Origin of the sequence: Bifidobacterium sp. MSTE12, from assembly GCF_000513015.1 — a bacterium.
GTDB lineage: Bacteria > Actinomycetota > Actinomycetes > Actinomycetales > Bifidobacteriaceae > Bifidobacterium > Bifidobacterium dentium.
The window spans coordinates 110330-134598 of record NZ_AZYA01000011.1; the positions used below are offsets into that span (position 1 = coordinate 110330).

The window sequence follows — 24269 nt, forward strand, 5'->3', positions numbered from 1 at the left end:
TATGTACTACAACTACACCATGGAAGCAATATGACGGAAAGCCGTGAGACGACGGTTTGGGCGATGGTGTAGTGAGAGGAATTGCGAATGCGGCAGTGGCTGATGAACGTGAGTTTGTTGCAGGGATGGCTGCCGGCGACGTTGTTTGCGATTACGGCAGCGCTGATGGTGATTCTGCTGATCGGCGCCATTGCGACCATACGTAAGGCGGGCCTCAAGCCGGTACTGATGCCGCTGGTGATTGCAGCGGTTGCCGGTGCCGTGGGGTTCGTGATCACCTGGCTGCTTTCGGATGTGTTCATGGTATTCGGCGTGGAACTTGGCCCGCACGTGTTCGTGTGGACGAGCGCCGGTTGCGCGACCGTGGGATTCGCCGTCACGCATATGGCTATGCGGAGGCGTGCAAGTCGTGCATTGGCCGTGATCCTCGTGATATTCGCGTTGCTTGCCTCCGCTCTCGGCATCGATCAGGCATATGGCGAATATGCCACGTTAGGTTCGTTGTTCGGTGTGGACTCCTATCATGAAGCCGATCTGACCGGCATGGCCGACCGCAGGGACCTCATCACCATCGCGCAGTGGAGGCAAGGCGTCGCTGACCATACCATCCGCAACGTACCATCCCATGGTGCGGTCGACAAAGTGGATATTCCGGCGACCACATCCGGTTTCAAGGCACGCAAGGCGCTTGTTTACCTGCCTCCTGCGGCATTGGTCCCAACCAAAGCCAAGCCGGCCCTGCCGGTCATCCTGATGCTGAGCGGGCAGCCCGGATGCCCGAATCGCGTATTCAACGCAGGTGGCATTCAGACCATGATGGATGACTATGCCCAGCATCATCAGGGTCTTGCGCCCATCGTCATCGCCGCCGACCAGCTTGGTGCGGATTCGCATAACACCCTGTGCGTGGATTCGCAGGTATACGGCAACGCGTTGACCTATCTGACGCAGGACGTGGTCGATTGGGTGAAAGACAATCTGCCCGCTGCGCAGGATGCCAAGGATTGGGCCATCGCAGGATTCTCCCAAGGAGCCACCTGCTCCATGCAGATCGGACCCAACTATCCGAATCTGTTCGGCACCATCATCCCCACCGGCAGCGAAATCGGACCGAGCAACGGCAGCGAGCAGGAGATGATCGACCGTTTCTTCGATGGCGACCGCGAAGCGTATGAGCGCCAGATCCCGATCAACGCCATTCGCAATCATGCTCCCTCCGATCAGACGCTCATCATGGGCACGGGGGAGAAGGACGTCGAATCGTTGCACAACATCGAAGAGATAGCGCCCGTGGCCCGTAAGGCGGGCATGCACGTCACCGCCGTGGAATCGCTTGGCAACGCGCATGACTGGCATGCGGTGCAGGACACGTTGCGGTACGGGCTTGCCGTATTCGGGTATGACACCGGCATGAGCAGCGTGAAACCGAAGCTTTCCGACTATACGAATCTTCGCCGTATCAAGATTTCCTGAAGAACCGACTCGAAAACGAATGGACACCATGACTGAAACGCAAGCAAAGCAACAGAAGATGAAGCCGCTGTTCGGCTTCCGGGCCCTGCTGGCCGACATCGCGGATTGGATACGCCACCATCTGCTGACCGTCTGCTTCGCATTGTTCATTCTGCTGGTCAATGTGATCAGCCGGATCGTCTGCGCCGTTGCGCACTGGCAGTTTCCTCCGCACCTGGCCAAGGTGAGTTTCGAAGCGTTGGCGCACGGCAGATGGTATACGGCACCCATCTCCATGCTGTACATGTCGCATCTGGGGCGTCTGGTCATCGATATTCCGCTGATTCTCATCGCATTCGGCCTGTCCGAATCGGTGATCGGCAAGATCAAGACCATGTGGGTGTCCGTCATCACTACGCTGGGTGGCATCGCACTCGGCATGGGGCTGTGCTCCCTACTCTCCAGCCATAGTCCGCAGTGGCATGCGATTTCCCGTGACGGTGCGATTCTCGGGCCGCTGATCGTGGTGACCGGTACGCTCATGTGCGCCAGTGCGTTCACTTCCGTGCTGTGGCGCCGCCGCATTCGTGTAATCGGCTACGCCATCGTGCTCATCATGTTCCTCTACCGCGGTGAAGCCAGTGACTACTGTCTGCTTTCCGCGACGTTGCTCGGTCATGTGCTTGGCTATCTCATGGCCTCCGACGGGCGAGGCGACTCCTATCGCAACGGTGCGATCTACGAGATGCGCCGATTGGTCGGCGTCGTCGCCGGCGTGCAGGCCATCGGCTCGCTGGTGGCCGTATCGTCACGCCAATCCTTCGGACTGCTGTCGATGTTCGGCCTGCTGACCGGATCGACCGAGTTCGACACCGGCAGGGTGCTCTACTGCCTGGATGGCACCTCGCGTGTGAACTGCTTCGCACAGTACCGTATGTTGCGCTTCTCCATGCCGGGCAATTGGCTGGTTTCCATCATGCCGACGCTGATGCTGTTGCTCATCGCCTGGGGGCTATATTGTGGCCGTCGCTTGGCGGCGGTACTGAGCGTCGTCTTCAATGCGTGCACGATCGTGTTGGCGTTCCTGTTCTATCTGGTCATTCCGATGTCGTATGCGACCGATGACCATACCATGACCGCGCTGGTCCGACATGGCGCGTTGCATGCGATGTTTTCCACAATGGCGTTGCCGCTGATTTTCGCGATCGTCGTGATTGCATTCCGCCAATGCTTTACGATCCGTACCAAGAGCGAAACGATTCTGCGCGATGTCGCGATCGTGCTTTCCGCTTTCATCCTGCTGGGACTGCTTTACGTCGGCTACGGGCTGAGCGTTCCCACCGACTTCAACGAAACGCCGCAGTTGCTCGAATTGATTGCCGATTATGTGCAGCGTCTGCTGCCGATCGGTCTGCTCAGCGGGGTGGAACCGGCCTTCATTCCGGTCGGTTGGCTGTCACAGGCCATCTATCAATGCGTCGGCCCGGTATTCTGGATCGTGGCACTGTATTGTGCGTGGGATTGTCTGCGTGACCGTTCCATGGTCAACGATGCATCCCGGCACCGTGTGGACGAAATCATTCCGCTTGGAGGCGAATCCATGTCGTTCATGGCTACTTGGAGCGGCAATGACTACTGGTTCTCCGCGACCGGGCGCTCGGCCATCGCCTATCGCGTCTCCTACGGCATCGCGTTGACCGTGACCGGTCCATTCGGCGATCCAAGCGAATACCGCGACGACTTGCACGCTTTCGCACGATTCTGCGCCCAGCATTCCTGGACGCCCGTGTTCTACAGCATCCATGCGGCCCAGCGTGACGAGCTGTTGTCGGCCGGATGGGACTCGCTTGATGTCGGTACCGAAATGATCGTCGATCCGAACGCATGGCAGACACGTGGCAAGAAATGGCAGGATGTACGCACCGCCATCAACAAGGCCAAAAGGGACGGCATCACCGATGTGCTCACCACCTTCCGCGAGGCACCGTTCTCCGTGCAGACGCAGATCCGTGAGATATCCGCGCAGTGGGCAGGCGAAAAGGCGTTGCCGGAGATGGGATTCACCTTGGGTGGCCTTGACGAACTGGTCGACTCCCGTGTGCAGCTGCTCTATGCGGTCGACGAAAGCGGCAAGGTACTCGGTGTGACCAGCTGGTTGCCGACCTACCGCGACGGCAAGGTGATCGGCTGGACGCTTGACTTCATGCGGCACCGCACCGACAGCGTCAACGGCATCATGGAATTCCTCATCGCACGCATGGCCGAACGTCTGCGCGACGAAGGCGACGTGGAATTCATGAGCCTATCCGCGGCCCCACTGGCCGGTATGGGCGACGATCCGGACAGGGCCGAGGAAAGCGCCGTGCTACGTCATGCCCTGCAGATGGTCGCCGACATCATGGAACCCGCGTACGGCTTCCACTCGCTGTTCCGATTCAAGCTCAAGTTCCACCCCGAAGAAGCCAAGGTGTACATCTGCTATCCGGACGCAGCCAAGCTGCCGCAGATCTCGCTGGCCGTGGCGCAGGCCTACGTTCCTTCGCTCACACCGGCCGAGGCGATGCGCTTCGTCAAGACCATCATGCCCCACGACTGATTCGTTGTGCCGGGTTGTTCCGAACGCGAATCCCAAGGTTCCCGCGATTCGAATGCGTTATAGTGAGTGCGCAAACACCAAGTAACGCAATTGCCAGAAATGGAACCGAGGTCATCGTGAAGAAGCTGATGCTGGTTTCGGCATTCAATCCGGTCAGTCGACTGCTGCCTCGCGTGGAGCCGGAACTCAAGGCGAAAACGGTGGCGTTCATCCCTACCGCCAGCAAGGGGAGCCTGTACTCGCCGATCATGGGTCTTGCCAAACATGCCCTACGGCGTATGGATGTGAGCATATACAGCCTTGACATAGCCAGTGCCTCATACGGGCTCATCCATGATGTGATCGAAGCCAGCGACATCATCTACGTGGGTGGAGGCAATTCCTTTCTCCTGCTACAGGAAATGCGCCGTTCTGGGGCCGATACGATCATCACCGAGGCCGTGACGAACGGCAAACCGTATATCGGCGAATCCGCGGGAGCGGTGGTGGCCGGTCCCGATATCGGGTACATCCGCGATATGGACGATGCGAAGGCAGCGCCTTTGCTGCATGATTCACGGGGTCTTGGACTGGTGGATTTCCGAGTGGTTCCGCATTGCCACGGACCGTTCCTCGGCCGCAAGGCCGCCAAAATCGCCCGTCGATACGCCGATGCGTCCGACCTGCGCACCATCACCAACCGTCAGGCCGTCGTGGTGCATGGCAGCAAGGACATCACCGTCAGCAGGTGATCAGGCGCGATAACCTCCATGAGATGACGGACGGTCGCTGGGGTTGCTTGGGTCTAGACTGAAAGACGGCTCATAAAGTACTACTTATTTTTTGACGGAGGACCAGCATGTCAGCTGAAGCAAACGTCGGTGTGGTCGGCCTTGCCGCAATGGGCGGCAGTCTCGCACGCAATCTCGCACACCACGGCAACAAGGTCGCCGTGTTCAACCGCTCCTACGGCCGTACCGAAAAGCTCATGAACGAGCACGGCACCGAAGGCGAGTTCTATCCGGCGAAAACCCTCGAGGAGTTCGTCGACAGCCTTGTCAAGCCACGCACCGCCATCATCATGGTCAAGGCAGGCGAGCCGACCGACGCCATGATCAACGCGCTCGCCGATCTCATGGAGCCGGGTGACATCATCGTCGACGCAGGCAACGCGTACTTCCCGGATACCATTCGCCGTGAGAAGGAGATCAGCGCCCGTGGCCTGCACTTCGTCGGCTGTGGTGTTTCCGGCGGTGAGGAAGGCGCCCTGCTCGGCCCCTCCATGATGCCGGGCGGCTCCGAAGAATCCTGGAAGACGCTCAAGCCGATCTTCGAGTCCATCGCGGCCAAGGCCGAAGGTGAGCCGTGCGTGACCCACATTGGTCTGAACGGTGCCGGCCACTTCGTCAAGATGGTGCACAATGGCATCGAATACTCCGACATGCAGCTCATCGCCGAAAGCTACGACCTCATGCGTCGCGGCCTCGGCATGACCCCTGCCGAAATCGGCGACGTGTTCGAAGAATGGAACAAGACCGAACTGGACTCCTACCTGATCGAAATCACCGCCGAGGTGCTGCACCAGGTCGACAAGAAGACCGGCAAGCCGTTGGTCGATCTGATTGTGGATCACGCCGGCATGAAGGGCACCGGCACCTGGACCGTGCAGACCGCACTGTCTTTGGCCGTGCCGGTCACCGGTATCGCCGAGGCCGTGTTCGCACGAGGTCTGTCCTCCGAAGCCGACCTGCGCGAAGAGGCCCAGAAGCAGGGCTTCGCCGGTCCGAACGGTGAGCTGGACCTGAATGACGAGGAGAAGAAGGCCTTCATCGAAGATATCCGCCAGGCCCTCTACGCCTCCAAGATCGTTGCCTACGCGCAGGGTTTCAACGAGATCACCACCGCCGCCAAGGAATACGATTGGGATATCGATCTGGCCGCTGTGGCGCGCATCTGGCGTGGTGGCTGCATCATCCGTGCGAAGTTCCTCAACCGCATCTCCGAAGCGTTCGAATCCGGTGAGGCCAATGTGTCGCTGTTGTTCGCACCGTATTTCAAGAACGCCATCGAAGCCGCCGAATGCTCCTGGCGCAACGTGGTGGCCGAAGCCGCACGCAACGGCCTGCCGACCCCGGCATTCGCATCGTCGCTCTCGTACTTCGACGGCTTGCGTTCCAAGCGTCTGCCTGCCGCTCTGATCCAGGGCCAGCGTGATTACTTCGGTGCTCACACCTACCAGCGTGTGGACCAGCCGGGTGCATTCCACACCCTGTGGGCCACCGAGGAACGCAACGAGATCGAAGCCTGATTTCGACTGGTATGAAAGAAGTCCCGCAGACCACGGTGGTCTGCGGGACTTCTTTCATACCAAGCCATCAATCCCTGTTCGGAGCTTCCTTTGCGGCTTTTTACAGCTTGGAAGCGGCATCTTCATCGATGAGCCAAAGCAGCTCCTCACCATCGGCGTAGGAGCTCGGCGCATGCGGATTGTTGCGCCGAGCGAAGGCGGCCCGTACCGCATCGGCTTTGCGCTCCTCGGAAGTGAACACCCACGTGTGCTTCGAATGGGCGATCATCGGTACAGTCAGTGTCACGCGCAGTGGCGGCGGTTTCGGCGAATCACGCACGCCGACCACCAGCACATGCGGGTCATTGATTTCGGCTTCACCATGATCGGGGAACAGGGACGCGAAATGCGCGTCCGGCCCAACGCCGAACATCGCGATATCGAGCGACGGCTTGTCGCCAAGCTGTTCGATGAGCTCTCGCTGATATTCCGCTGCTGCGGCTGCCAGCACGGCGTCGGTCTGTTCCGGAGTGGCGGTGGTGATTTCATCGTCGCTGCGTCCATCGGCCGGCATCTCATGAATGTTCTCGGCCGGCATACGGCCGTCTTCGATGAGCTTGCCGAACCAGGCCTCGCGAGCCTGCTTGGCATTGCGGTCATCGCTGTCGGCGGCCACAAAGCGTTCGTCGCCCCACCACACGTGCACGCGGGACCAGTCCACGGCCTCGGCCAAAGGGCTTTCGCCCATGACTTTCAGCACATAGATGCCGTCGGTGCCGCCGGTCACGGCAATATCGACGCGCTGACGATTCGGCTCGGCCAGCAGATCGGCGATGGTCAGCAACGTACGTGCCGCCACGGCCTGTGCCAGCACTTCGGGATTCGGGTATACGACAGTCTTGCGTTCCGTCATTGAAGGATTCCTTGTTTTTTGGGTTTCGATTCAGTGCGTCGGATTGATGAGGTCCCAGCCCTGTGTCACGACTTCGGCATAGATCTCATCGGGGTAGAGACGGCCGAGCTCCTCGCTCAGACATTCTTCAATCGTGCGTGCAGGTACGCTGATGGTCTGGGGAGACTGTCCGGGCACACTCTGCACGGCTACGCCGTCATCGGTGGAAGGGCGTTCCAAACTCAGCACGCCGTCGGCGCGGGTCAGATACACGCCTGTCACGGCCTTTGCGCCCGGAACGTCCTCGACGACCACCGGCACGTTCAGACGCAACCGTAGCCAAGCGGCCAGCAAATCCATTGGTAGGAAATCCTTCGGGCCGGTCACTCGCACGCTGCTTACCGGCAGATGCGGCGGCTGATCGAGCATGGAGGCAAGCATGGCGCGCCACACGGTCAGACGCGTCCACGACATATCCACGTTCTTCGACGACCAGTTGCGGCGCAGATCATCCATCGTGCGCATCGGATTCGATGAGTTCATCGCATCGGTAATGCGGCTGCGGGCCATCGAACCCAGCAGATCCTTCGACAGGTTCGCCGGAGCCTCGTTCGGCCACCAGGCCACGACCGGCGCATCCGGCACCAACAACGGAATCACCAACGTATCCGGATGATGCACCAGGCCACCGCGTGGCCGCAATACGATGATCTCACCTGCGCCGGCATCGGAGCCGAATCGCACTTCGGCGTCGAGGAAGGTGTGATGCCCTCCATCGGCATGCTCTTCGGTTTCCACCTTGCGTGAGCTCGGTGCGATGGCGATTACGCGGCATGGATGTTCGCGGCTGGCGCTGTTCGCCACTTCGAGATCATGCTCCAGCGACGCCTCGTTCGTGGAGATCAGCAGCGTGAGCACTCGACCCAGGGCGGCTTCGCCGCGCTCCTCGTGCAGTTCATCGATTTTTGCCGAAATCTCACGGGTCTCGGTGTCTTGCATGATGATGATCATGGCATCCTCCAACGGTGTCCGTCGCGGGCAAGCATCTCAACGGCCTCTTCCGGGCCCCACGTGCCGGAGCGATATGGTTGCGGCTGGCCGAGTGTGGACCAGAATTCCTCGATCGGATCGAGGATTTGCCAGCTCAGTTCCACCTCGCGTGTGGTCGGGAACAGCGGCGGGTCGCCCAGCAGCACGTCGAGAATCAGACGTTCGTAAGCTTCCGGCGAGGATTCGGTGAACGAGCGGCCATAACCGAAGTCCATCGACACATCGCGCACCTCCATGGAGGTGCCGCCAGGAACCTTCGAGCCGAAACGCATGGTCACGCCCTCGTCGGGCTGCACGCGGATCACAATCGCGTTCTTGCCGAGCTCCTTGGTGGCCGTCGATTCGAACGGCAGATGCGGGGCACGTTTGAACACCACGGCGATTTCCGTAACGCGCTTGCCCAGTCGTTTGCCGGTACGCAGATAGAACGGCACGCCGGCCCAACGGCGAGTATCGACATCCAATCGGATCGCCGCATACGTTTCGGTGGTGGACGCCGGATCGATGCCCTTTTCGTCCAGATAGCCGACCACTTCGTGCGATCCCTGCCATCCAGCCGCATATTGGCCGCGAGCCGTATGCGCGGCCAGATCCTTCGGCAGGCGCACAGCGGAAAGCACCTTCGTCTTTTCGGCCGTCAGGTCGGCGGCGGAGAAGGAGACCGGCTCCTCCATGGCGGTCAACGCCATAAGCTGCAGCAAGTGGTTCTGGATGATGTCACGTGCTGCGCCGATGCCATCGTAATAGCCGGCGCGACCGGCCACGCCGATGTCTTCGGCATGCGTGATCTGCACGTGATCGACGTAGTTGTTGTTCCAGATCGGCTCGTACATGGCGTTTGCGAAGCGCAGCGCCAGCATGTTCTGTACGGTTTCCTTGCCAAGGTAGTGGTCGATGCGGAATACGCTCGACGGGTCGAACACCTCGGAGACCACACGGTCAAGTTCCTTGGCGCTGGCCAGATCATGACCGAATGGCTTTTCGATGATCACACGACGCCAGGCGCCTTCCGAAGACTTCGCCAGGCCGCAGTCGGCCAGCTGGCGGGAGACCTGTGGAAATGCGCGTGGCGGCACCGACATGTAGAAGGCGTGGTTGCCTCGGGTACCGCGGTCGCGGTCAAGTTCGGCCACGGTATCGGAAAGACGCTCGAACGCCTTCGGATCGTCGAACGTGCCCTGTACGAAGCGGATGCCGTCAGCCAGCTGCTTCCAAGTCGATTCCTTGAACGGCGTGCGGCAATGTGCCTCGACGTTTTCCTTGACGAACTCCTTGAAATGGTCCTCGGTCCAGTCGCGGCGCGCAAAGCCGGTCAGGCCGAAGCTCGGCGGCAACAAGCCGCGGTTAGCCAAGTCGTAGATTGCCGGAAGCAGTTTGTTACGTGACAGGTCGCCGGTTACGCCGAAGATCACGATGCTGCACGGTCCCGCGATGCGTGGAAGCCGCAGATCACGTGGATCTCGCAAAGGATTTGTCCACGTGCCGGAGGTGTCAAGCACGGATGAAACGGTTTCAGTCATGCAATTCATAGTAACGCGTGGATCCTCTCCATGTCATGACAATTCCAACAGTCAAGGTTTTGTGTCTTGTGGCTTCCCGCAAATCATCGGCGATTCGCGGAAAGCCGTTCCGAAAGTCACAGCGAATAGCGCAACCAGACCGCGCCGTCGTCATAAGGAGTGACGGATTCGAGTTTCAGGGCGACGGGCCTGTGGTTCATCGGCAGTCCATCGAAGGCGGCGGACATGCCTTTGCGGCCATCGATGCCGGGGCCGATCAGGATGCTCACCTCGTCGAGCAGTCCGGCGTCGAGAAATCCGCCGTTGATGGTGCCTCCGCCGACTACGGCCATGCGTTCCACGCCGAATTCCTCGTTGAGAATCTCGCTGGCGCGTGCCAGGTCGATGCGGTCGCGTCCCGTGGCGATCCACGAGATGTTGCGTGAATCCAGGAATGCCAGATAGTCCTCGGATACCTGCTCGCAGGTCAGGATCACCAGTGGCTTGGCGCTGCCGGAATCATCCGACCAGCTCAGCGTGCCTCTGGTGTCGGGAATCACGTTGTACCCTTCGGCATCGGTCTTCTTGGAGAAGGCCTCATGGCCGAGCGGCTTGCCGGTGCCGTGGAATTTCCCGGAGGCCATCTCCAGCTGTGCGGTGACGCGTCCGCTTACACGGGTCGGGGCGTTCAGCGCCGCCAGCGTCTCATAGTATTCATGATTGCCTGCCAGTCGCACGGTCATGCCGCAGTCGATGCGGCCATCGATCGACATCATCATGTGGCATACGATGTAAGGTTTGCTCATGGTGTTCTCGTTCCTTTCCCTTGGTATGCCTGGAAGCCTACGACAAAGTGTTTCGCATATCCAATGTCGATGAAACATGTCGATTCATGCAATTCCGTTATTGAATCTGTGTGGTTGAAGGCGTCTGATATCGTCCGGCATGACTCCTGCAATGCCAGCTGGAACACGGGGAACGGGCGTATGCGGAAGAAGAGGCGTTGAAGGGTGGGGTTGCCTAGCCCCTTCGTTTCGGATCGCCACCATTCATGAATGCGGCGAGGCGACGGGTCAGGCAGCGGGGGAGTACTCGTTCGGTGAGGGCGCCGGATTTCGTGAACATGCTGTGGTAGGCAAGTGTTCGACCCCGCAACATCTTGTGGTATGCGTAGGTGGCGAGCTGACGGGCCGTGGCGGGTCTGGTCATGGTGAAGAAGTTACGTCCGCTCATTTTTGCGGCTTTCTCGAAACCGGTTGCGGTCGGACCGGGGCATACGCAGGTCACGGTCACGCCGGTGCCGCGCAGTTCATACGCCACCGCTTCGGACAGCGAACGTACGAACGCCTTTGACGCGAAATACATGGCCATATACGGTCCGGCCATCATGGAGGCGACTGATGAGACGTTGAGAATCCTCCCCGCACCGGCATCGCGCATGTCCCGCCCATATCGGTAGGTGAGTTCGGCCAGTGCGTTCATGTTGAGTTGCATCATCTCATGCTGTCGGCGCCAAGTGCCGTCCAGAAACCCAGTCCATTCACCGAATCCGGCGTTATTGACCAGATGGTCGATGATGAAGCCATGCGAGGTCGTGTAGTCGTACAGTTTCAGCGGGGCGTCGTTTTCGCTCAGATCGATGGCGAACGTTTCGACGTGCACGCCGTAACGTCGTTCTAGGAGGCTTTTCACCTCGGCGAGTGCGGTTCGATTCCTGGCCGTGATTACCAGATCGTGCCCATCCGCCGCGAACAGTGAGGCCAGCTCTCGCCCGATGCCACTGGATGCTCCTGTAATCAACGTGTATCCCATGCCAGCTCCTTCGTCCAGGCCACCTTGATCGTTGTATCACCACTATAGGTGGCGGATGCTTTCACCATCAAAGCCAAATAACCTTGGACACATACCCCCTAACCTTAGGATGAGTCGAAGAATCTGCCATCTATAAGCCAAATGGGTATCCGTCGATGGTGGGGTTGACCTGCATCTGGATGACCTTGTATGTTGTGAAGCGTGGATAAGTTCAAGACGCATTACGATTCGCCGATTGGCGGCATTACGATGATTGCGGACGGCGAAGCGCTACTGGGACTGTGGTTCGACGGGCATACGGAAGATGCTGACGATGACAATGCGGTATGGACGGACGACCTGCCGATTTTCGGACTCGCCTTTCGTTGGCTGGATGAATATTTCGCAGGGCGTAAGCCGAAAGTGCATGTGCCGATTCGACTGGAGGGTACGCCGTTTCGTGAGGAAATCTGGGCGTTGCTGCGGGAGGTCCCCTATGGCGAGACCGTTTCGTACGGTGAGCTTGCGCACCGGTTGGAATCGAAATGTGCCGACGGCCGCAAGGTTTCGGCGCGGGCCGTCGGCGGTGCGGTGCACCACAACCCGGTTGGCATCATAGTGCCATGCCACCGTGTCATCGGTGCTGACGGCAGTCTTACCGGTTATGCGGGCGGTCTCGATGTCAAAGCCCGGCTTCTCCGGCTTGAAGGTGTGCTGGAAAAGCCGGACTGATGACGAAGGGTCATAGACCGGCCTTGGCAATCCATTCACTGACCGCCTTGGCGGTTTTGTCGGCGTTGTTCTGCGCATCGGTGCCGCGCACGGCAAGACCGGTCTTCACGATTGCGCCGGTGGCGTCAGCGATGTTGTTTGGGGTCGATCCCAAACCGCTACCTTCGTGCGTGCAGAACGGATGGATGGTCTTGCCCGCCCAATCGCGTCCTTCGAGGAACGTGTATATCGGCATCGGCGCATCGCCCCACCAGATTGGGTAACCGAGGAATATGGTGCCGGCCGATTCCAGGGCATCGGCGTCGCCGTTGAGCGTGATTTGCGGGCGGGCGTTGTCTCGTCGCTCGTCCTGTGCCACGCTGGTGGCCTCGTCATAGCCTTCCGGATAGGGTTCGTTGCGGGTGATCTCGATGAGCGGAGCGTCGGTCTCTTCGGCGATCGCCTCGGCAAGTTTCGCCGTGTTGCCGACTTTCACGTTGCCCACGCCGTAATTCTCGCCGGCGCGGGAAAAATACACCACTACCATGCTGCTTCCTTTCGATGAATTGGTTGCTGTTTGTCTGGATGATTCGGGCTTCGTATCGGGTATCGATCCGCATCCGCCGAGTGCGAGTGCGGTGATGCACAGACAGGTCGAAAGTGCTTTGCGAGCGTTCATGGTCTTCCGCCGTCCCAACGTCATGGGGCTTTCGTGGTCAGGCCAGTGACTGGATCGTGTCGAGATCCCTGAGCACGCGTTTGGGCTGGGCGGAGAGCGGGAAGTTTGCCTCGTCATGCACGCCGTCGAACGAGCCGGCCGCATCCGGCTCCAAGCCTTCGAACAGGGGAGACAGGTCGGCTTGTGCCGGGCCTTGCTCGGCGATAAGCTCCAACGTTTTGTGGTCGGCTTCGTCGCTGCCCAGCGCCGACACCAGTACGCGCGCAATCTGTGCGCGTGCGACTGCGCCGTCTTCGGGACTTGCGTGACGATGCGTGTCACCCTGCAGGAATACGAGTCGTTGCTGGTCGGAATCGTTGTAGTCGAACCAGCCGGGGCGCACGATGGTGTATTCGTTGCCGCTGGTGCGCACCAGACGTTCGGAACGTCGTTTCCAATCGTGCGCCTGATAGTCACGGTTGTATTTCGAATCCATGTAGGTCACGCCGATCGCCGTCATCAGGGCGATGCGCACCTTACGCCCATCCAAGGCGAGCAGGGTGTTGCGCACCGCGCCGTAATCGATCTTTTCGATCATCGAAGGACCGTCGTGCGCACCCATGGTGAATACGATGCCATTGATGCCGTCCAATGCGCTTTTCAGTGATTCGATGCTGGTCAAATCGCCTTCGAACATGTTTACACGGGCATCAAAGTGTGCGCGACTTGTGTCACGCACCAAGGCGCGCACCTGATAGCCCTGGGCCAATCCTTCTGCCACGGCTAGCCGCCCGATGCTGCCGGTTGCACCGACAAATAGAACATGGGTTGGTTTGGTCATTTCAATTCCTCCGATGATGAGCGCTGCGTACTGCTGTCATCGTATGGTCGGAAGGAAGATATAACAAATACAAATCAGCAATAGTAATTAATCGAAAAAATGCATATACTTAATGTGTTGATGCATGGTGGGCGGCGGAACGAGACGATTATGGAAATCAAAATATTGCGCAATTTTATCGCGGTAGTGCAGGAAGAGGGCGTCACCGCCGCCTCCGACGTACTGCGTATCAGCCAGCCGGCGTTGTCTCGGCAGATCAAAGACCTGGAAGAAGAGATGGGTGCCACGCTGTTCGTACGAGGCAATCGTGGGCGTGCGTTGGAGCTGACGCATGAAGGGCAACTGCTGTACCGGCGTGCGCGCGAAATCGTGGAGCTCGCCGACCGCACCAAATCCGAAATCGCTTCTGGCGAGGAGATTGAGGGCGATGTGCATATCGCGGCCGCTCAATCTTCGGTCATGGATGTGCTTGCCAAGGCCGCCGTGCATGTTCGGGAGCTGCATCCCGGCATCCGTGTGCAGCTGCATGATGACTACGGCGAAAACATCGTGGAACGGCTTAACAATGGGTTGGCCGATTTCGGTGTGCTCGTGCAGCCGACCGATATGGGCCGCTATGACCATTTTCCGTTGCCGGGCGGAGATCAGATGGGCGTGCTCATGCGATCGGACGATCCGTTGGTGGCGAAGGATGGGATCCGTGCCGAAGACCTGCAGGGATTGCCGATGATCGTACCGAAGGGCGCGTTGGTCAGGCGTGACCTGTCGGGTTGGTATGGTGCCGATTTAAGGCCTTACCACATCGTCGGCACCATGAATCTGGCCTATAACGCCAGCCGATTCGTGCGTGCCGGATACGGCTATGCCATGAGCCTCGGAGGATTGGTGGACACGGGCGAGGGAAGCGGACTATGTTTCCGTCCGTTTGACCCACCCGTACATGTCGCGCTCCATATGGCGTGGAAGAAGGACCAGCCGCTTACCCCGTCCGCACAGGCCTTCCTTACCTGTGTACGCGAGGTGGTGGCGAAGATGGCCGAAGGCTAGGTGGGTGTTCCGGGACGGAGGAATCCGCCATCCGGCCGGGGCTACTCCTGCTGCTCGTTCGGATCGAGCATCTTGATGACCTTTGCGGGGGTTCCTACGGCGACCCCATAGTCGGGAACGTCTTTGGTGACGACGGCGCCGGCGCCGACCACCGCGTATTCACCGATGGTCACACCGGGGCAGATGGTTACGTTCATGCCGATCCACGCGTTTTTCTTGATGGTCACCCTGCCATAGGTATACATGGAATGGCGCGCGTTGAAATCATGGTTGATGGTCGCGATGCGAACGCCCGGCGCCACTTGTACTCCGTCGCCGAACTCAATGCCGCCCGAAGCGGACAGGATGGCGGAATGATTGATGAACACGCCTTTGCCAAACGTCACGCGGTTGCCGAAGTCGCAGGTGAACGGCGTCAGGATGCGCACATCGTCGAGCTTGCGGCCGAACAGCTCCTCGAGATGACCGACGTAGCTTGGGTCGTCGGGCAGGGTTGCGTTCGCTTTCGCGCACAGCGTACGGGCGCGCATCATCTCGTCGACCGCCTCTTTGAAGTACGGTTCGCGGTTGTCGGTCGGACCGCCTTGGTCCATCAGTTCGTATACATGGCCTTTGCCGTATTCCATCATGAAATCCTTCGAATCGTATTTTGCCGATGTTGGTGCGGACCTCATTATGGAACCGAAATCGCAGGCAAACCAATGTGCGTGATGGGCGCGTTGACATGCGTTTTATGCATGCCAACGCAAATCCATGCCTGACGACCGAGGCGGATGCCGGACGAGAGTCAGTCGACCAGCGCCGCCGGATACTGGGCGACGGCCTGATCGATCTGCGCCTCGGTGGAGGTGGCGACGCCCTGAATCAGGAACGGCTTGAGATATGTGGCATGCACGTGGCGGAACGTCGTTTCGAACGGGGAGAGCAGCTCCTCCATGGTACGTACGTGGCTGCCTTCACGGGTATACGAATCCGCCGGAGAACCGGTGGAGACGGCCACCATGAATTCCTTACCTTCCAGTGCGTGTCCACCGCCATACGCCCAACCGGCCTGCAGCACCGCATCCTCCCATTGTTTGAGCAATGCGGGGGAGCTATACCAATAGAAGGGGAATTGCAGCACGATACGGTCATGCGATTCGATGAGCTTCTGCTCGCGCTCCACATTGATGTGGAAATCCGGATATTCGGCATACTCGTCGATTACGGTTACGTCACCGGTCTCATTGGCGATGTCCATGAGCTTGCGATTGACCTGCGACTTTTCCAGATGCGGATGGAACACCAGTACCAGCGTCTTCATCGATACTCCTTAGCTTTGCGGGTCCACAGTGGTGGATTCATATATGAGCATAGTAGGGTGGCCGCCCTTATTAAACCCGTCATAAGCAGCGTCGATAGTCGATGGGCGTTTGTGCGACGATGGTGCCATTAGTGTGATTCTCGAAGGATTCGTCGGGCGCGATGATGAAGGAGGAGATGCCGGTGCGGCAGGGGGAAGGCGTGAAGACCAGGGCCTTGCGGGCCGCCGTGCCCAAGGTGCTGCCGATTTGCATTAGCTTCTTTTTCCTTGCCATGTCGTATGGCCTGCTGATGGGCACCCGGGGTTTCTCGTTCCTGTGGCCCATGTGCATGAGTGCGTTCATCTTTACGGGCTCCATGGAATTCGTTACCGTGAACCTGCTGGTCTCCGCCTTCAATCCCCTCGCCACACTGATGCTTGCGGTGATGATGGGCACCCGTCATGTGTTTTACGGCATCTCCATGCTTGGCAGATTCAAGAGCATGGGGCTGAAGAAGCCGTACCTTATCTACGCCATGTGCGATGAAACCTTCGCCGTCAACAATAGCGTACGGATTCCCGATGGTGTGGATCGTGGCTGGTTTTACTTCTTCGTATCGCTGCTCGATCAGTCATCATGGGTCCTTGGAGCCACCGTCGGCGGCATCGTCGGCGGACGGCTGACCTTCGATACCTCCGGATTGGATTTCGTGATGACCGCGTTGTTCGTGGTCATCTTCGTGGACCAATGGATGAATTCGAAGCGCAGAAGTCATATGGCCGCTTTGACCGGCATCGTCGTGCCGGTCATCTGCCTGGCGCTGTTCGGAGCCGACGATTTCATGATTCCCTCGTTGCTCGCCATGCTGGTGATGTTTCTCATGGTCCGGCCGTATCTTGGCGATTTGAAAACCGACGGGGGATTCGACGAACGGGAGAATCGCGCGAGATGATCATGACTACCTGGCAGGGCATCGTAACTGTGCTGATGGCGGTGCTCGGCACCGTCGTCACTCGATTCCTGCCGTTCCTGCTGTTCCCCGAATCCAAACAACCGCCACGTGTCATTGAGTATCTTGGCAAAGTGTTGCCGTATGCCATGACCGGCCTGCTTGTCGTCTATTCGTTGAAGGGAGTACAGCCGCTTTCCGGCAGCCACGGCATTCCCGAGGCGATCGCCATCATCGTGATCGTGTTGCTGCACCTATGGAAGAGGAACATGCTGCTGTCGATTGCGGGCGGCACCATCGTCTACATGCTGCTCATCCAACTGATATTCGTCGCGTAGATGCGAGCATGATGTGGTGTGGCGCTGTCATCATCGAACGAGTGTGGCGACAGAGCGGTCCGTAACAATTGCGGGCCATCCCGTCCATAGCCCCCCTGGCATGTCCCATATCGTGAGAAGTAACTCAGAAATACATTTCTCTCGCTTACGCTGTTGCCTTAGCCACAAGCAAGAAGGGTTCGATTACTCGAATCCGGCTAAACCCAACAGTTAATTGAGAGAGAACGATAATGACTAGTGCAGCAAGCACTGCCGGCGCCCAGGTCCCTGCGCCCGGCAAGCTGGAGTTCAAGGATGACTATACGCCGGAAGAGGCGCAACGCGTCATTCGCAATTCGAAAGGCCTACCGGTCGGCGTGAAGCCGAAGATGGTATGGACTTGGCCGAAGGCCCTGCTGTGGGCCGCCATTTCCATTGTGTGCGCCATTGGCTGGGCCATTCTGGCCGTGTCCCGTGGCGAGCAGATCAGCGCCATCTGGTTCGTGGTCGTGGCCATCTGCTCCTATGCCATCGCATACCGTTTCTATGCGTATTACATTCAGATTAGAATCATGCGCACCGATGACGCGAACGCCACCCCGGCCGAGCGTGTGCATGATGGCGCCAACTTCGAACGCGCCGATCGCCGCGTACTTTTCGGACAGCACTTCGCCGGCATTTCCGGCGCGGGCCCGCTCGTCGGCCCGATTCTGGCCGCTCAGATGGGTTATCTGCCGTCCGTGCTGTGGATCATTCTCGGCGTGATCTTCGCCGGTGCCGTGCAGGACATGCTCATGCTGTGGATTTCCGCCAAGCGCCGCGGCCGTTCCTTCGGCCAGATGGCCGCCGACGAGATGGGCAAGTTCGGTGGCATGGTGCTGTCGATCTTCCTGGTCGTCATGACCGCCATCGCCATGGCGTTCCTCGCCCTTGTGGCCATCAAGGCCATGGCCGCCTCGCCGTGGGCCGTGTTCTCCATCGGCATGACCATCCCGATCGCACTGATCATGGGTTGCTACCAGCGCTTCCTGCGTCCGGGCCGCGTCATCGAAACCACTGTCCTCGGCTTCGTGCTGCTCGTGCTTGACATCGTGGCCGGTGGCTGGATCGCCGATTCCCCGGTGCTTGCTCCGATCTTCACCCTGTCCGCCAAGGAACTGGTCATCGCTCTGGTGATCTACTCCTTCTGCGCGGCCGCTCTGCCGCACTGGTTGCTTGTCACTCCGCGAGACTATCTGTCCACCTTGATGAAGATCGGCACCTTGGTGCTGCTCGTCATCGGCATCATCATCGCCAATCCGTCAGTCAAGGTGCCGGGTCTGACCGAGCTCGCCTCCACGTCGACCGGGCCGACCTTCTCCGGCAATCTGTTCCCGTTCCTATTCATCACCATCGCCTGCGGTGCCCTTTCCGGCTTCCACGGCGCAGTGAGCTCCGGCCTGACCCCGAAGGCCTTGGAGAAGGAGAACCAGATCCGCATGATCGGCTACGGCTCCATGCTGGTCGAATCCTTCACCGCCGTCATCGCACTGATTGCGGCCATCACCATTTCCCAGGGCGTGTACTTCTCCACCAACATGTCCGCAGCCCAGATCTCCGCCGCTTCCGGTGTGACCATCACTTCCACCTCCACCGCCGACGAGCAGGCCGATGCCGCCGTCAAGGCAGTGGATTCGATGAAGGTCTCCGACATCGAAGGCAACCAGATGAAGGTCACCTGGGATTCCGAGGACTCCAACGGCGACGTCAAGACCTATGAAGGCGCCGAGGCCCTGAAGCAGGCCGCTTCCGATATCGGTGAGAAGTCCATCGTGTCCCGTACCGGTGGCGCCACCACCTTCGCCATGGGCATGGCCTCCTTCCTGAAGTCCTATCTCGGTGGACAGAACTCCATGGCCTTCTGGTACCACTTCGCCATCATGTTCGAAGCGCTGTTCATTCTCACCACCGTCGACAACGGCACCCGCGTCGCCCGCTATCAGATCGGCGAGATGCTTGCCAACGCCAAGAGGCTCAAGAAGTTCGGCGATCCGACTTGGCGTCCGGGCAACATCATCACTACGCTGATCGCCACTGCGTTGTGGGGCACCATGCTGTACATGGGCGTTTCCGACGCCAACGGCGGCATCAATGCCATGGTTCCGATCTTCGGCATCTCCAACCAGCTACTTGCCGCCGCCTGCTTCATGTTGGTGACGGTATGCGTGGTCAAGATGGGCCGCGCCAAGTACGCATGGATTCCGGTCGTGCCGCTGGTGTGGGACGTGGCCGTGACTTTCACCGCCGACTTCCAGAAGATCTTCGATTCCAAGATCGGCTATTTCGCCGCGGCCAAGACCTGGCAGACCAAGATCGACTCCGGAGAACTGACTGGCGAGGCATTGGCCAATGCCAAGGCATCGCTGTCCAACGCCTATCTCGACGGCGTGCTGTCCGTGTTCTTCTTCATCATGATGGCCACTTTCCTGATTTGCGGCGTCGTGGTAATCGTGAAGACCCTCAAGGCGGGCAAGTTCGGTGTGGAAACCACGTCCGAGGATCCGTTCGTCGAATCCGAATGGTTCGCTCCGTCCAGCCTGATCGCCACATCTCTCGAGAAGAAAGTCGCCCGCGAGTATGCGGCCAAGTCCTATGAGCTGGCCCACGAAAGCAAGGCGGCCGCCTGATGTCGCGACGGTTGGTGGCGACGCTGTCCAAGGCGTGGCGTGGCGTGGTCTGGTACATGCGGGAGATCAGCGGCGAAGCAAGATACGATCATTATCTTGAGCACTTCGCCGCCGAACATCCCGATGAACGGCCATTGAGCGAGAAGGAGTTCCTGCTCGCCCGCGAAGCCTATGACAGGGAGCATCCCAACACCAGCTGCTGTTGCTGACAAGGCATGATGAGCGTCCCCGTTTCCCGATTTGGGAACGGGGACGCTTCCATATGGTGGACGATTGCATGCGGATACGCACTGAATTCGGTGCAACGAGATTGATGGCAACCGTCGTTTCATCATGAACCATTCGGGCTCTGACACGCGTTCCTTGCCTGTCTGTAGGCTGGAAACATGTCTTTCTTCGATATGTTTGGCCCCCTGTTCGATCCTTCGGAAGGTGCGAACCGTTCCGACAGGCAACGTTCCTCGAATGATGATCCGATCATCCTCAATGTCGAGACCGATGGCGACACCACTTCGCGGTCCGGTTCGAGCGTGCCTCCGAAAGGTCCTTCCCGTCCGCGTATCGCCCAGCGTCCCAACCGCCCCCGAAAAGGAGCATCGCGCGGCAACAAGATTCTCATCGGCATAGTTCTGGCCTTGGCCATCGTCGTCGGCCTGTTTTTCGCATTGGCGCAGTTCATCACCGATGTCATGTGGTACGACCAACTTGGTTTCCAAAGTGTGATATGGACGCAGCTGGGCACCAGGATCGGTCTGTGGATCGCCTATGCGCTGTTGCTTGCCGGTGTCAGCTTCATATCCGCAACCTTGGCGATTCGGGCGCGTCCGGACGCAGCCGACGGCTCCACCATCCGTGTCAAGGGCGACACCATCGAAATAGGCAAGGGCGTGAGTTCCAGAAACGCCCGTCGCGTGGCCGTGGTCGTCTCGCTGATCGTAGGCCTGATCTTCGGTGCACAGTTCAACTCGAACTGGTCCGAAATCCTGCTCATGTTCAATGCGCAGAGCTTTGGTACCACCGATCCGCAATTCGGACTTGACAACGGCTTCTACGTGTTCGTGCTGCCTGGACTGCGTCTGATCATGTCGGCCGTATCGCTGTTGTTGCTCGCCGGCATCATTTTCTCCGTCATCACGCATGTGCTCATGGGCGGCATCCGCATCACCATGCCGGTCAACGGCCGTGGTCTGTTTAACATCACCAAGCGTGCCCGCCGTCAGATCGGCATCTGGCTGATGCTCAACATGTTCGCTTGGGCCGCCAACCAGGTGGTCGGCGTGTTCTCCACCCTCACGACGGAGGGTAGTCGCATTACCGGCGCGACCTACACCACGGTGAACGCCACCATTCCGGTCACCTTCGTCATGGCCGCCATCACCGTCATCCTCGGTGTGGTGTTGGGCATATGGATTATGAAATCCCATGCTCTGGAAGGCCAGGCTCCTATCGCCGTGCGTGCCTCCGAAGCGTTGAAGGCGTGGAAGGTACCGACCGTGGCCATCGCATCCGCCGTTGTCGTCAGCCTGGTGCTCACCGTCGCATGGCCCATGCTGTTGCAGCGTTTCCGTGTCAATCCGAACGCACAGGAGATGGAATCCACCTACATCCAGCGCAACATCGACGCCACTCGCGTCGCTTACGGCCTGAACAAAGTGAAGACCGAGCAATATAAGGCCACCACCGAAGGCGAGGCCGGCGCGTTGGCCGATTCCGCCGAATCCACCGCGCAGATCCGACTGCTTGACCCGCAGATCGTCTCGCCGACCTTCAAGCAGCTGCAGCAGTCCAAGCAGTACTACACCTTTGCCGACACGCTGTCGGTCGACAAATATGAGGTGGACGGTGTGAGCCAAGACACCGTCATCGCGGCCCGCGAACTTGATCTTGACGGCCTTGACAACCGTAATTGGGTGAATGACCATACCGTATACACGCACGGTTATGGCGTGGTCGCCGCCTATGGCAACAAGGTGACCAGCGATGGCCAGCCGAAGTTCTTCGAATCCGGCATCCCCACCCAAGGCAAACTGACGGATTCCGAACAATACGAGCCACGCATCTATTTCTCCCCGAACGCCTCCGAATACTCCATCGTGGGCGCTCCTGACGGCACCAAATCCTGGGAATTCGACTACCCGACCGGCTCTGAAGGTGCCACCAACACCTTCAAGGGCGATGGTGGTCCGAAGATCGGCAACATCTTCTCCCGTCTGCTGTATGCGATTCGTTTCGGTTCCGATCAGATTCTCTTCTCCGATCGTGTGAACGCCAATTCGCAGATTCTCTACGATCGTTCCCCGAAGGAACGCGTGGCCAAGGTCGCTCCGTACCTGACCCTTGACGGCCGCGTGTATCCTGCCGTGGTCGACGGGCGTGTGAAGTGGATCGTCGACGGCTACACCACCTCCGATGCCTACCCATACTCGCAGATGACCGATTTGGGAGATGCGACCAAGGACTCCACCACGGAGACCTCGTCCACCGTCACGGGTTTGAATTCGCAGAACGCCAACTATATCCGTAATTCGGTGAAGGCCACCGTCGACGCTTATGACGGTTCGGTGGATCTGTATGTGTGGGACGAATCCGATCCGGTCATCAAGGCATGGGAACAGATCTTCCCCGGCCAGTACCATCAGCTTTCCGAAATCTCCGGCGATCTGATGAGTCACCTGCGTTATCCGGAAAGTCTGTTCAAGGTACAGCGTGAGCTGCTCGCCAAGTATCATGTGTCTTCCGCGAACCAGTTCTTCTCCGGCGAGGACTTCTGGCAGACCCCGGTCGATCCGACCGAATCGCAGCAGGCCCAGCAGCGTGACATTCTGCAGCCGCCGTATTACCTGACCTTGCAGACCGGCGGATCCAACGAGCCGGTGTTCTCGCTCACCTCATCGTATATTCCGGCAGGTTCCTCGACACGAGAGATCCTGACCGGCTTCCTGTCGGTCGATTCCGATGCGGGCAACGAGAAGGGCAAAATCGGTTCGAACTATGGCACCATCCGATTGCAGGAGTTGCCGAAAGACTCCAATGTGCCCGGTCCGGGACAGGCACAGAACAACTTCAACGCCTCGGCAGACGTATCCAAGGAATTGAACCTGCTCGAATCCGGTTCCACCAACGTTCAGCGAGGCAATCTCCTCACCTTGCCGCTTGGCGGTGGTCTGGTGTACGTCCAGCCGGTGTACGTGAAATCCTCCGGTTCCACGAGCTTCCCGCTCCTGAAGAAGGTGCTTGTGGCCTTCGGTGATCAGGTCGGGTTCGCCAACACCTTGGACGAGGCGCTTGATCAGGTGTTCGGCGGCAATTCCGGAGCATCCGCCGGTGACGCCGAGAACGTCGAAGGCGGTACTTCATCCGGTAAGACGGATGGCAAAACCGACTCCAGCGGCCAGCAGGGTGATACCTCGCAAGGCGGATCCACGGATTCGAGCACCGGAAATGACACGAGCGGCACGGCAAGCGGCGATTTGAAGAACGCGCTGAACGATGCCGCCCAAGCAATGAAGGATTCCGACGCCGCCATGAAGAAGGGTGACTGGAGCGCCTACGGTGAGGCGCAGAAGAAGCTGCAGGAAGCCTTGAACAAGGCCATCGAACTCGAGCAGTAGCTTCCCTGTGCGTCTTTTCGGAGAGGAGTCGTGTCCGCGAGTGTGGATGCGGCTCCTCTTTCGTTATTCGGGAACGCTATGGTAGGCAACCATGACCGAATATACCTATCGAATCGCCGGTGAGCACGACCTCAGGGCCATCACCGACATCTATAATGCCGCCGTCATCGCCGGCGGTTCCTCAGCCGACCTTTCACCGCGCACCCTTGAACAACGCAAGGTCTGGGTCGAATCGCACCAAGATCCATATGCGGTGTTCGTCGTCGAAGCGGCGGATGACGACGGTAACCCGCAGGCGGTCGGTTTCGGTGCGTTGTCCGTGTTCTATGACCGTGCCGGCTACGACGGCGTCACCGATCTGGCCTACTACGTCGATCCTGCATGGCAGGGCAAGGGCGTGGGTACCTACACCCTGACGAAGTTGCTTGAGGAATGCCGCAAGCGTAATATGCGCAAGGCCTGCGGCATCATCTTCGCCGACAATGCCGGCTCCATCGCGCTGATGAGGCGTTTCGGCTTCACTCAATTCGGCCTGATGCCGGCGGCCGCCACCGATTCCACCGGCACCATGCGTGACATGAGTTACTGGTATCTCGACCTGTAAGTACAATTTTCCCGGTCAACGACAGAGGAAACAGTA

General features: G+C 59.1%; 21 protein-coding genes. 12 read left to right on the top strand and 9 right to left on the bottom strand.

The annotated features are described in order from the left end of the window. Positions 1-87 precede the first annotated feature (87 nt). From HMPREF1494_RS03405 to gndA, 4 genes are all read left to right on the top strand, one after another. Positions 88-1473 (top strand): alpha/beta hydrolase, encoded by a 1386-nt coding sequence (locus HMPREF1494_RS03405; protein WP_034519592.1) that lies wholly within the window; start codon positions 88-90, stop codon positions 1471-1473. A 19-nt stretch (positions 1474-1492) separates the two neighbouring features. Further along, on the top strand, positions 1493-4048 hold the full coding sequence (locus HMPREF1494_RS03410) for a bifunctional lysylphosphatidylglycerol flippase/synthetase MprF (RefSeq protein WP_033489211.1): 2556 nt from the start codon (positions 1493-1495) through the stop codon (positions 4046-4048). Between the two features lie 116 nt (positions 4049-4164). Continuing rightward, positions 4165-4779 (top strand): Type 1 glutamine amidotransferase-like domain-containing protein, encoded by a 615-nt coding sequence (locus HMPREF1494_RS03415; RefSeq protein ID WP_003842336.1) that lies wholly within the window; start codon positions 4165-4167, stop codon positions 4777-4779. A gap of 107 nt (positions 4780-4886) precedes the next feature. Continuing rightward, on the top strand, positions 4887-6335 hold the full coding sequence (gndA, locus tag HMPREF1494_RS03420; protein WP_003840654.1) for an NADP-dependent phosphogluconate dehydrogenase: 1449 nt from the start codon (positions 4887-4889) through the stop codon (positions 6333-6335). Between the two features lie 100 nt (positions 6336-6435). Here gndA and pgl read toward each other — a convergent pair whose 3' ends face one another. The 5 genes from pgl to HMPREF1494_RS03445 all read right to left on the bottom strand — a co-directional run bounded on the left by pgl (position 6436) and on the right by HMPREF1494_RS03445 (position 11567). Continuing rightward, positions 6436-7227 carry a 6-phosphogluconolactonase gene (gene pgl, locus HMPREF1494_RS03425; RefSeq protein WP_003840653.1) on the bottom strand — a complete coding sequence of 264 codons (792 nt, stop codon included), beginning with the start codon at positions 7225-7227 and terminating at the stop codon, positions 6436-6438. A 30-nt stretch (positions 7228-7257) separates the two neighbouring features. After that, positions 7258-8217 (bottom strand): glucose-6-phosphate dehydrogenase assembly protein OpcA, encoded by a 960-nt coding sequence (locus tag HMPREF1494_RS03430; RefSeq protein WP_003840651.1) that lies wholly within the window; start codon positions 8215-8217, stop codon positions 7258-7260. After that, positions 8214-9785 (bottom strand): glucose-6-phosphate dehydrogenase, encoded by a 1572-nt coding sequence (zwf, locus tag HMPREF1494_RS03435; protein WP_033489263.1) that lies wholly within the window; start codon positions 9783-9785, stop codon positions 8214-8216. The genes HMPREF1494_RS03430 and zwf overlap by 4 nt, the downstream gene beginning before the upstream one ends. Positions 9786-9892: 107 nt before the next feature. Next, positions 9893-10561 (bottom strand): RibD family protein, encoded by a 669-nt coding sequence (locus HMPREF1494_RS03440; RefSeq protein WP_012902061.1) that lies wholly within the window; start codon positions 10559-10561, stop codon positions 9893-9895. Positions 10562-10775: 214 nt separating this feature from the next. Beyond that, positions 10776-11567: an SDR family NAD(P)-dependent oxidoreductase gene (locus tag HMPREF1494_RS03445; protein ID WP_034519593.1), complete on the bottom strand. Its 792-nt coding sequence runs from the start codon at positions 11565-11567 to the stop codon at positions 10776-10778. Positions 11568-11768: 201 nt separating this feature from the next. Between HMPREF1494_RS03445 and HMPREF1494_RS03450 the strand changes: the two genes are divergently transcribed. Next, positions 11769-12278 (top strand): methylated-DNA--[protein]-cysteine S-methyltransferase, encoded by a 510-nt coding sequence (locus HMPREF1494_RS03450; protein ID WP_034519594.1) that lies wholly within the window; start codon positions 11769-11771, stop codon positions 12276-12278. 10 nt (positions 12279-12288) lie between these two features. Here the strand turns inward: HMPREF1494_RS03450 and HMPREF1494_RS03455 are convergent, their stop codons facing one another. Both HMPREF1494_RS03455 and HMPREF1494_RS03465 read right to left on the bottom strand, forming a co-directional pair. Beyond that, positions 12289-12804 (bottom strand): flavodoxin, encoded by a 516-nt coding sequence (locus HMPREF1494_RS03455; protein WP_003840640.1) that lies wholly within the window; start codon positions 12802-12804, stop codon positions 12289-12291. Between the two features lie 169 nt (positions 12805-12973). After that, positions 12974-13756, bottom strand: coding sequence for an SDR family oxidoreductase (locus HMPREF1494_RS03465; protein ID WP_003840638.1), 783 nt, complete (start codon positions 13754-13756; stop codon positions 12974-12976). Positions 13757-13906: 150 nt separating this feature from the next. Between HMPREF1494_RS03465 and HMPREF1494_RS03470 the strand changes: the two genes are divergently transcribed. After that, the gene (locus HMPREF1494_RS03470) at positions 13907-14803 is read left to right on the top strand and encodes a LysR family transcriptional regulator (RefSeq protein ID WP_003844161.1); all 897 of its coding nucleotides are present in this window, start codon (positions 13907-13909) and stop codon (positions 14801-14803) included. A gap of 41 nt (positions 14804-14844) precedes the next feature. Here the strand turns inward: HMPREF1494_RS03470 and HMPREF1494_RS03475 are convergent, their stop codons facing one another. Together HMPREF1494_RS03475 and HMPREF1494_RS03480 are read right to left on the bottom strand one after the other, a co-directional pair. Next, a complete protein-coding gene (locus HMPREF1494_RS03475; protein ID WP_012902064.1) occupies positions 14845-15432 on the bottom strand; it encodes a sugar O-acetyltransferase in 588 nt (195 codons plus the stop codon). Between the two features lie 158 nt (positions 15433-15590). Beyond that, complete coding sequence (locus tag HMPREF1494_RS03480) at positions 15591-16106, bottom strand: NAD(P)H-dependent oxidoreductase (protein WP_003840634.1); 516 nt, start codon at positions 16104-16106, stop codon at positions 15591-15593. Between the two features lie 161 nt (positions 16107-16267). Between HMPREF1494_RS03480 and HMPREF1494_RS03485 the strand changes: the two genes are divergently transcribed. The 6 genes from HMPREF1494_RS03485 (at position 16268) to HMPREF1494_RS03510 (ending at position 24233) form a co-directional block, all read left to right on the top strand. Continuing rightward, positions 16268-17038 (top strand): AzlC family ABC transporter permease, encoded by a 771-nt coding sequence (locus tag HMPREF1494_RS03485; protein WP_003840632.1) that lies wholly within the window; start codon positions 16268-16270, stop codon positions 17036-17038. After that, a complete protein-coding gene (locus HMPREF1494_RS03490; protein WP_034519600.1) occupies positions 17035-17373 on the top strand; it encodes a branched-chain amino acid transporter permease in 339 nt (112 codons plus the stop codon). The genes HMPREF1494_RS03485 and HMPREF1494_RS03490 overlap by 4 nt, the downstream gene beginning before the upstream one ends. Before the next feature lie 230 nt (positions 17374-17603). Next, a complete protein-coding gene (locus HMPREF1494_RS03495; protein WP_003842319.1) occupies positions 17604-20018 on the top strand; it encodes a carbon starvation CstA family protein in 2415 nt (804 codons plus the stop codon). Continuing rightward, complete coding sequence (locus tag HMPREF1494_RS03500; protein ID WP_034519602.1) at positions 20018-20227, top strand: CstA-like transporter-associated (seleno)protein; 210 nt, start codon at positions 20018-20020, stop codon at positions 20225-20227. Before HMPREF1494_RS03495 ends, HMPREF1494_RS03500 begins: the two co-directional genes overlap by 1 nt. 177 nt (positions 20228-20404) lie before the next feature. Continuing rightward, positions 20405-23629, top strand: a complete 3225-nt coding sequence (locus HMPREF1494_RS03505) for a UPF0182 family membrane protein (protein WP_034519604.1) — start codon at positions 20405-20407, stop codon at positions 23627-23629. Between the two features lie 91 nt (positions 23630-23720). Further along, positions 23721-24233: a GNAT family N-acetyltransferase gene (locus HMPREF1494_RS03510; protein WP_034519605.1), complete on the top strand. Its 513-nt coding sequence runs from the start codon at positions 23721-23723 to the stop codon at positions 24231-24233. The last annotated feature ends 36 nt before the right edge of the window (positions 24234-24269 follow it).

What these genes read in the sequence shown, in the direction of transcription:
- HMPREF1494_RS03405 (WP_034519592.1), top strand. Translation starts at nt 88, where the DNA reads ATGCGGCAGTGGCTGATGAACGTGAGTTTGTTGCAGGGATGGCTGCCG.
- HMPREF1494_RS03410 (WP_033489211.1), top strand. Translation starts at nt 1,493, where the DNA reads ATGGACACCATGACTGAAACGCAAGCAAAGCAACAGAAGATGAAGCCG.
- gndA (WP_003840654.1), top strand. Translation starts at nt 4,887, where the DNA reads ATGTCAGCTGAAGCAAACGTCGGTGTGGTCGGCCTTGCCGCAATGGGC.
- pgl (WP_003840653.1), bottom strand. Translation starts at nt 7,227, where the DNA reads ATGACGGAACGCAAGACTGTCGTATACCCGAATCCCGAAGTGCTGGCA.
- HMPREF1494_RS03430 (WP_003840651.1), bottom strand. Translation starts at nt 8,217, where the DNA reads ATGATCATCATCATGCAAGACACCGAGACCCGTGAGATTTCGGCAAAA.
- zwf (WP_033489263.1), bottom strand. Translation starts at nt 9,785, where the DNA reads ATGAATTGCATGACTGAAACCGTTTCATCCGTGCTTGACACCTCCGGC.
- HMPREF1494_RS03440 (WP_012902061.1), bottom strand. Translation starts at nt 10,561, where the DNA reads ATGAGCAAACCTTACATCGTATGCCACATGATGATGTCGATCGATGGC.
- HMPREF1494_RS03445 (WP_034519593.1), bottom strand. Translation starts at nt 11,567, where the DNA reads ATGGGATACACGTTGATTACAGGAGCATCCAGTGGCATCGGGCGAGAG.
- HMPREF1494_RS03455 (WP_003840640.1), bottom strand. Translation starts at nt 12,804, where the DNA reads ATGGTAGTGGTGTATTTTTCCCGCGCCGGCGAGAATTACGGCGTGGGC.
- HMPREF1494_RS03465 (WP_003840638.1), bottom strand. Translation starts at nt 13,756, where the DNA reads ATGACCAAACCAACCCATGTTCTATTTGTCGGTGCAACCGGCAGCATC.
- HMPREF1494_RS03470 (WP_003844161.1), top strand. Translation starts at nt 13,907, where the DNA reads ATGGAAATCAAAATATTGCGCAATTTTATCGCGGTAGTGCAGGAAGAG.
- HMPREF1494_RS03475 (WP_012902064.1), bottom strand. Translation starts at nt 15,432, where the DNA reads ATGATGGAATACGGCAAAGGCCATGTATACGAACTGATGGACCAAGGC.
- HMPREF1494_RS03480 (WP_003840634.1), bottom strand. Translation starts at nt 16,106, where the DNA reads ATGAAGACGCTGGTACTGGTGTTCCATCCGCATCTGGAAAAGTCGCAG.
- HMPREF1494_RS03485 (WP_003840632.1), top strand. Translation starts at nt 16,268, where the DNA reads ATGATGAAGGAGGAGATGCCGGTGCGGCAGGGGGAAGGCGTGAAGACC.
- HMPREF1494_RS03490 (WP_034519600.1), top strand. Translation starts at nt 17,035, where the DNA reads ATGATCATGACTACCTGGCAGGGCATCGTAACTGTGCTGATGGCGGTG.
- HMPREF1494_RS03495 (WP_003842319.1), top strand. Translation starts at nt 17,604, where the DNA reads ATGACTAGTGCAGCAAGCACTGCCGGCGCCCAGGTCCCTGCGCCCGGC.
- HMPREF1494_RS03500 (WP_034519602.1), top strand. Translation starts at nt 20,018, where the DNA reads ATGTCGCGACGGTTGGTGGCGACGCTGTCCAAGGCGTGGCGTGGCGTG.
- HMPREF1494_RS03505 (WP_034519604.1), top strand. Translation starts at nt 20,405, where the DNA reads ATGTCTTTCTTCGATATGTTTGGCCCCCTGTTCGATCCTTCGGAAGGT.
- HMPREF1494_RS03510 (WP_034519605.1), top strand. Translation starts at nt 23,721, where the DNA reads ATGACCGAATATACCTATCGAATCGCCGGTGAGCACGACCTCAGGGCC.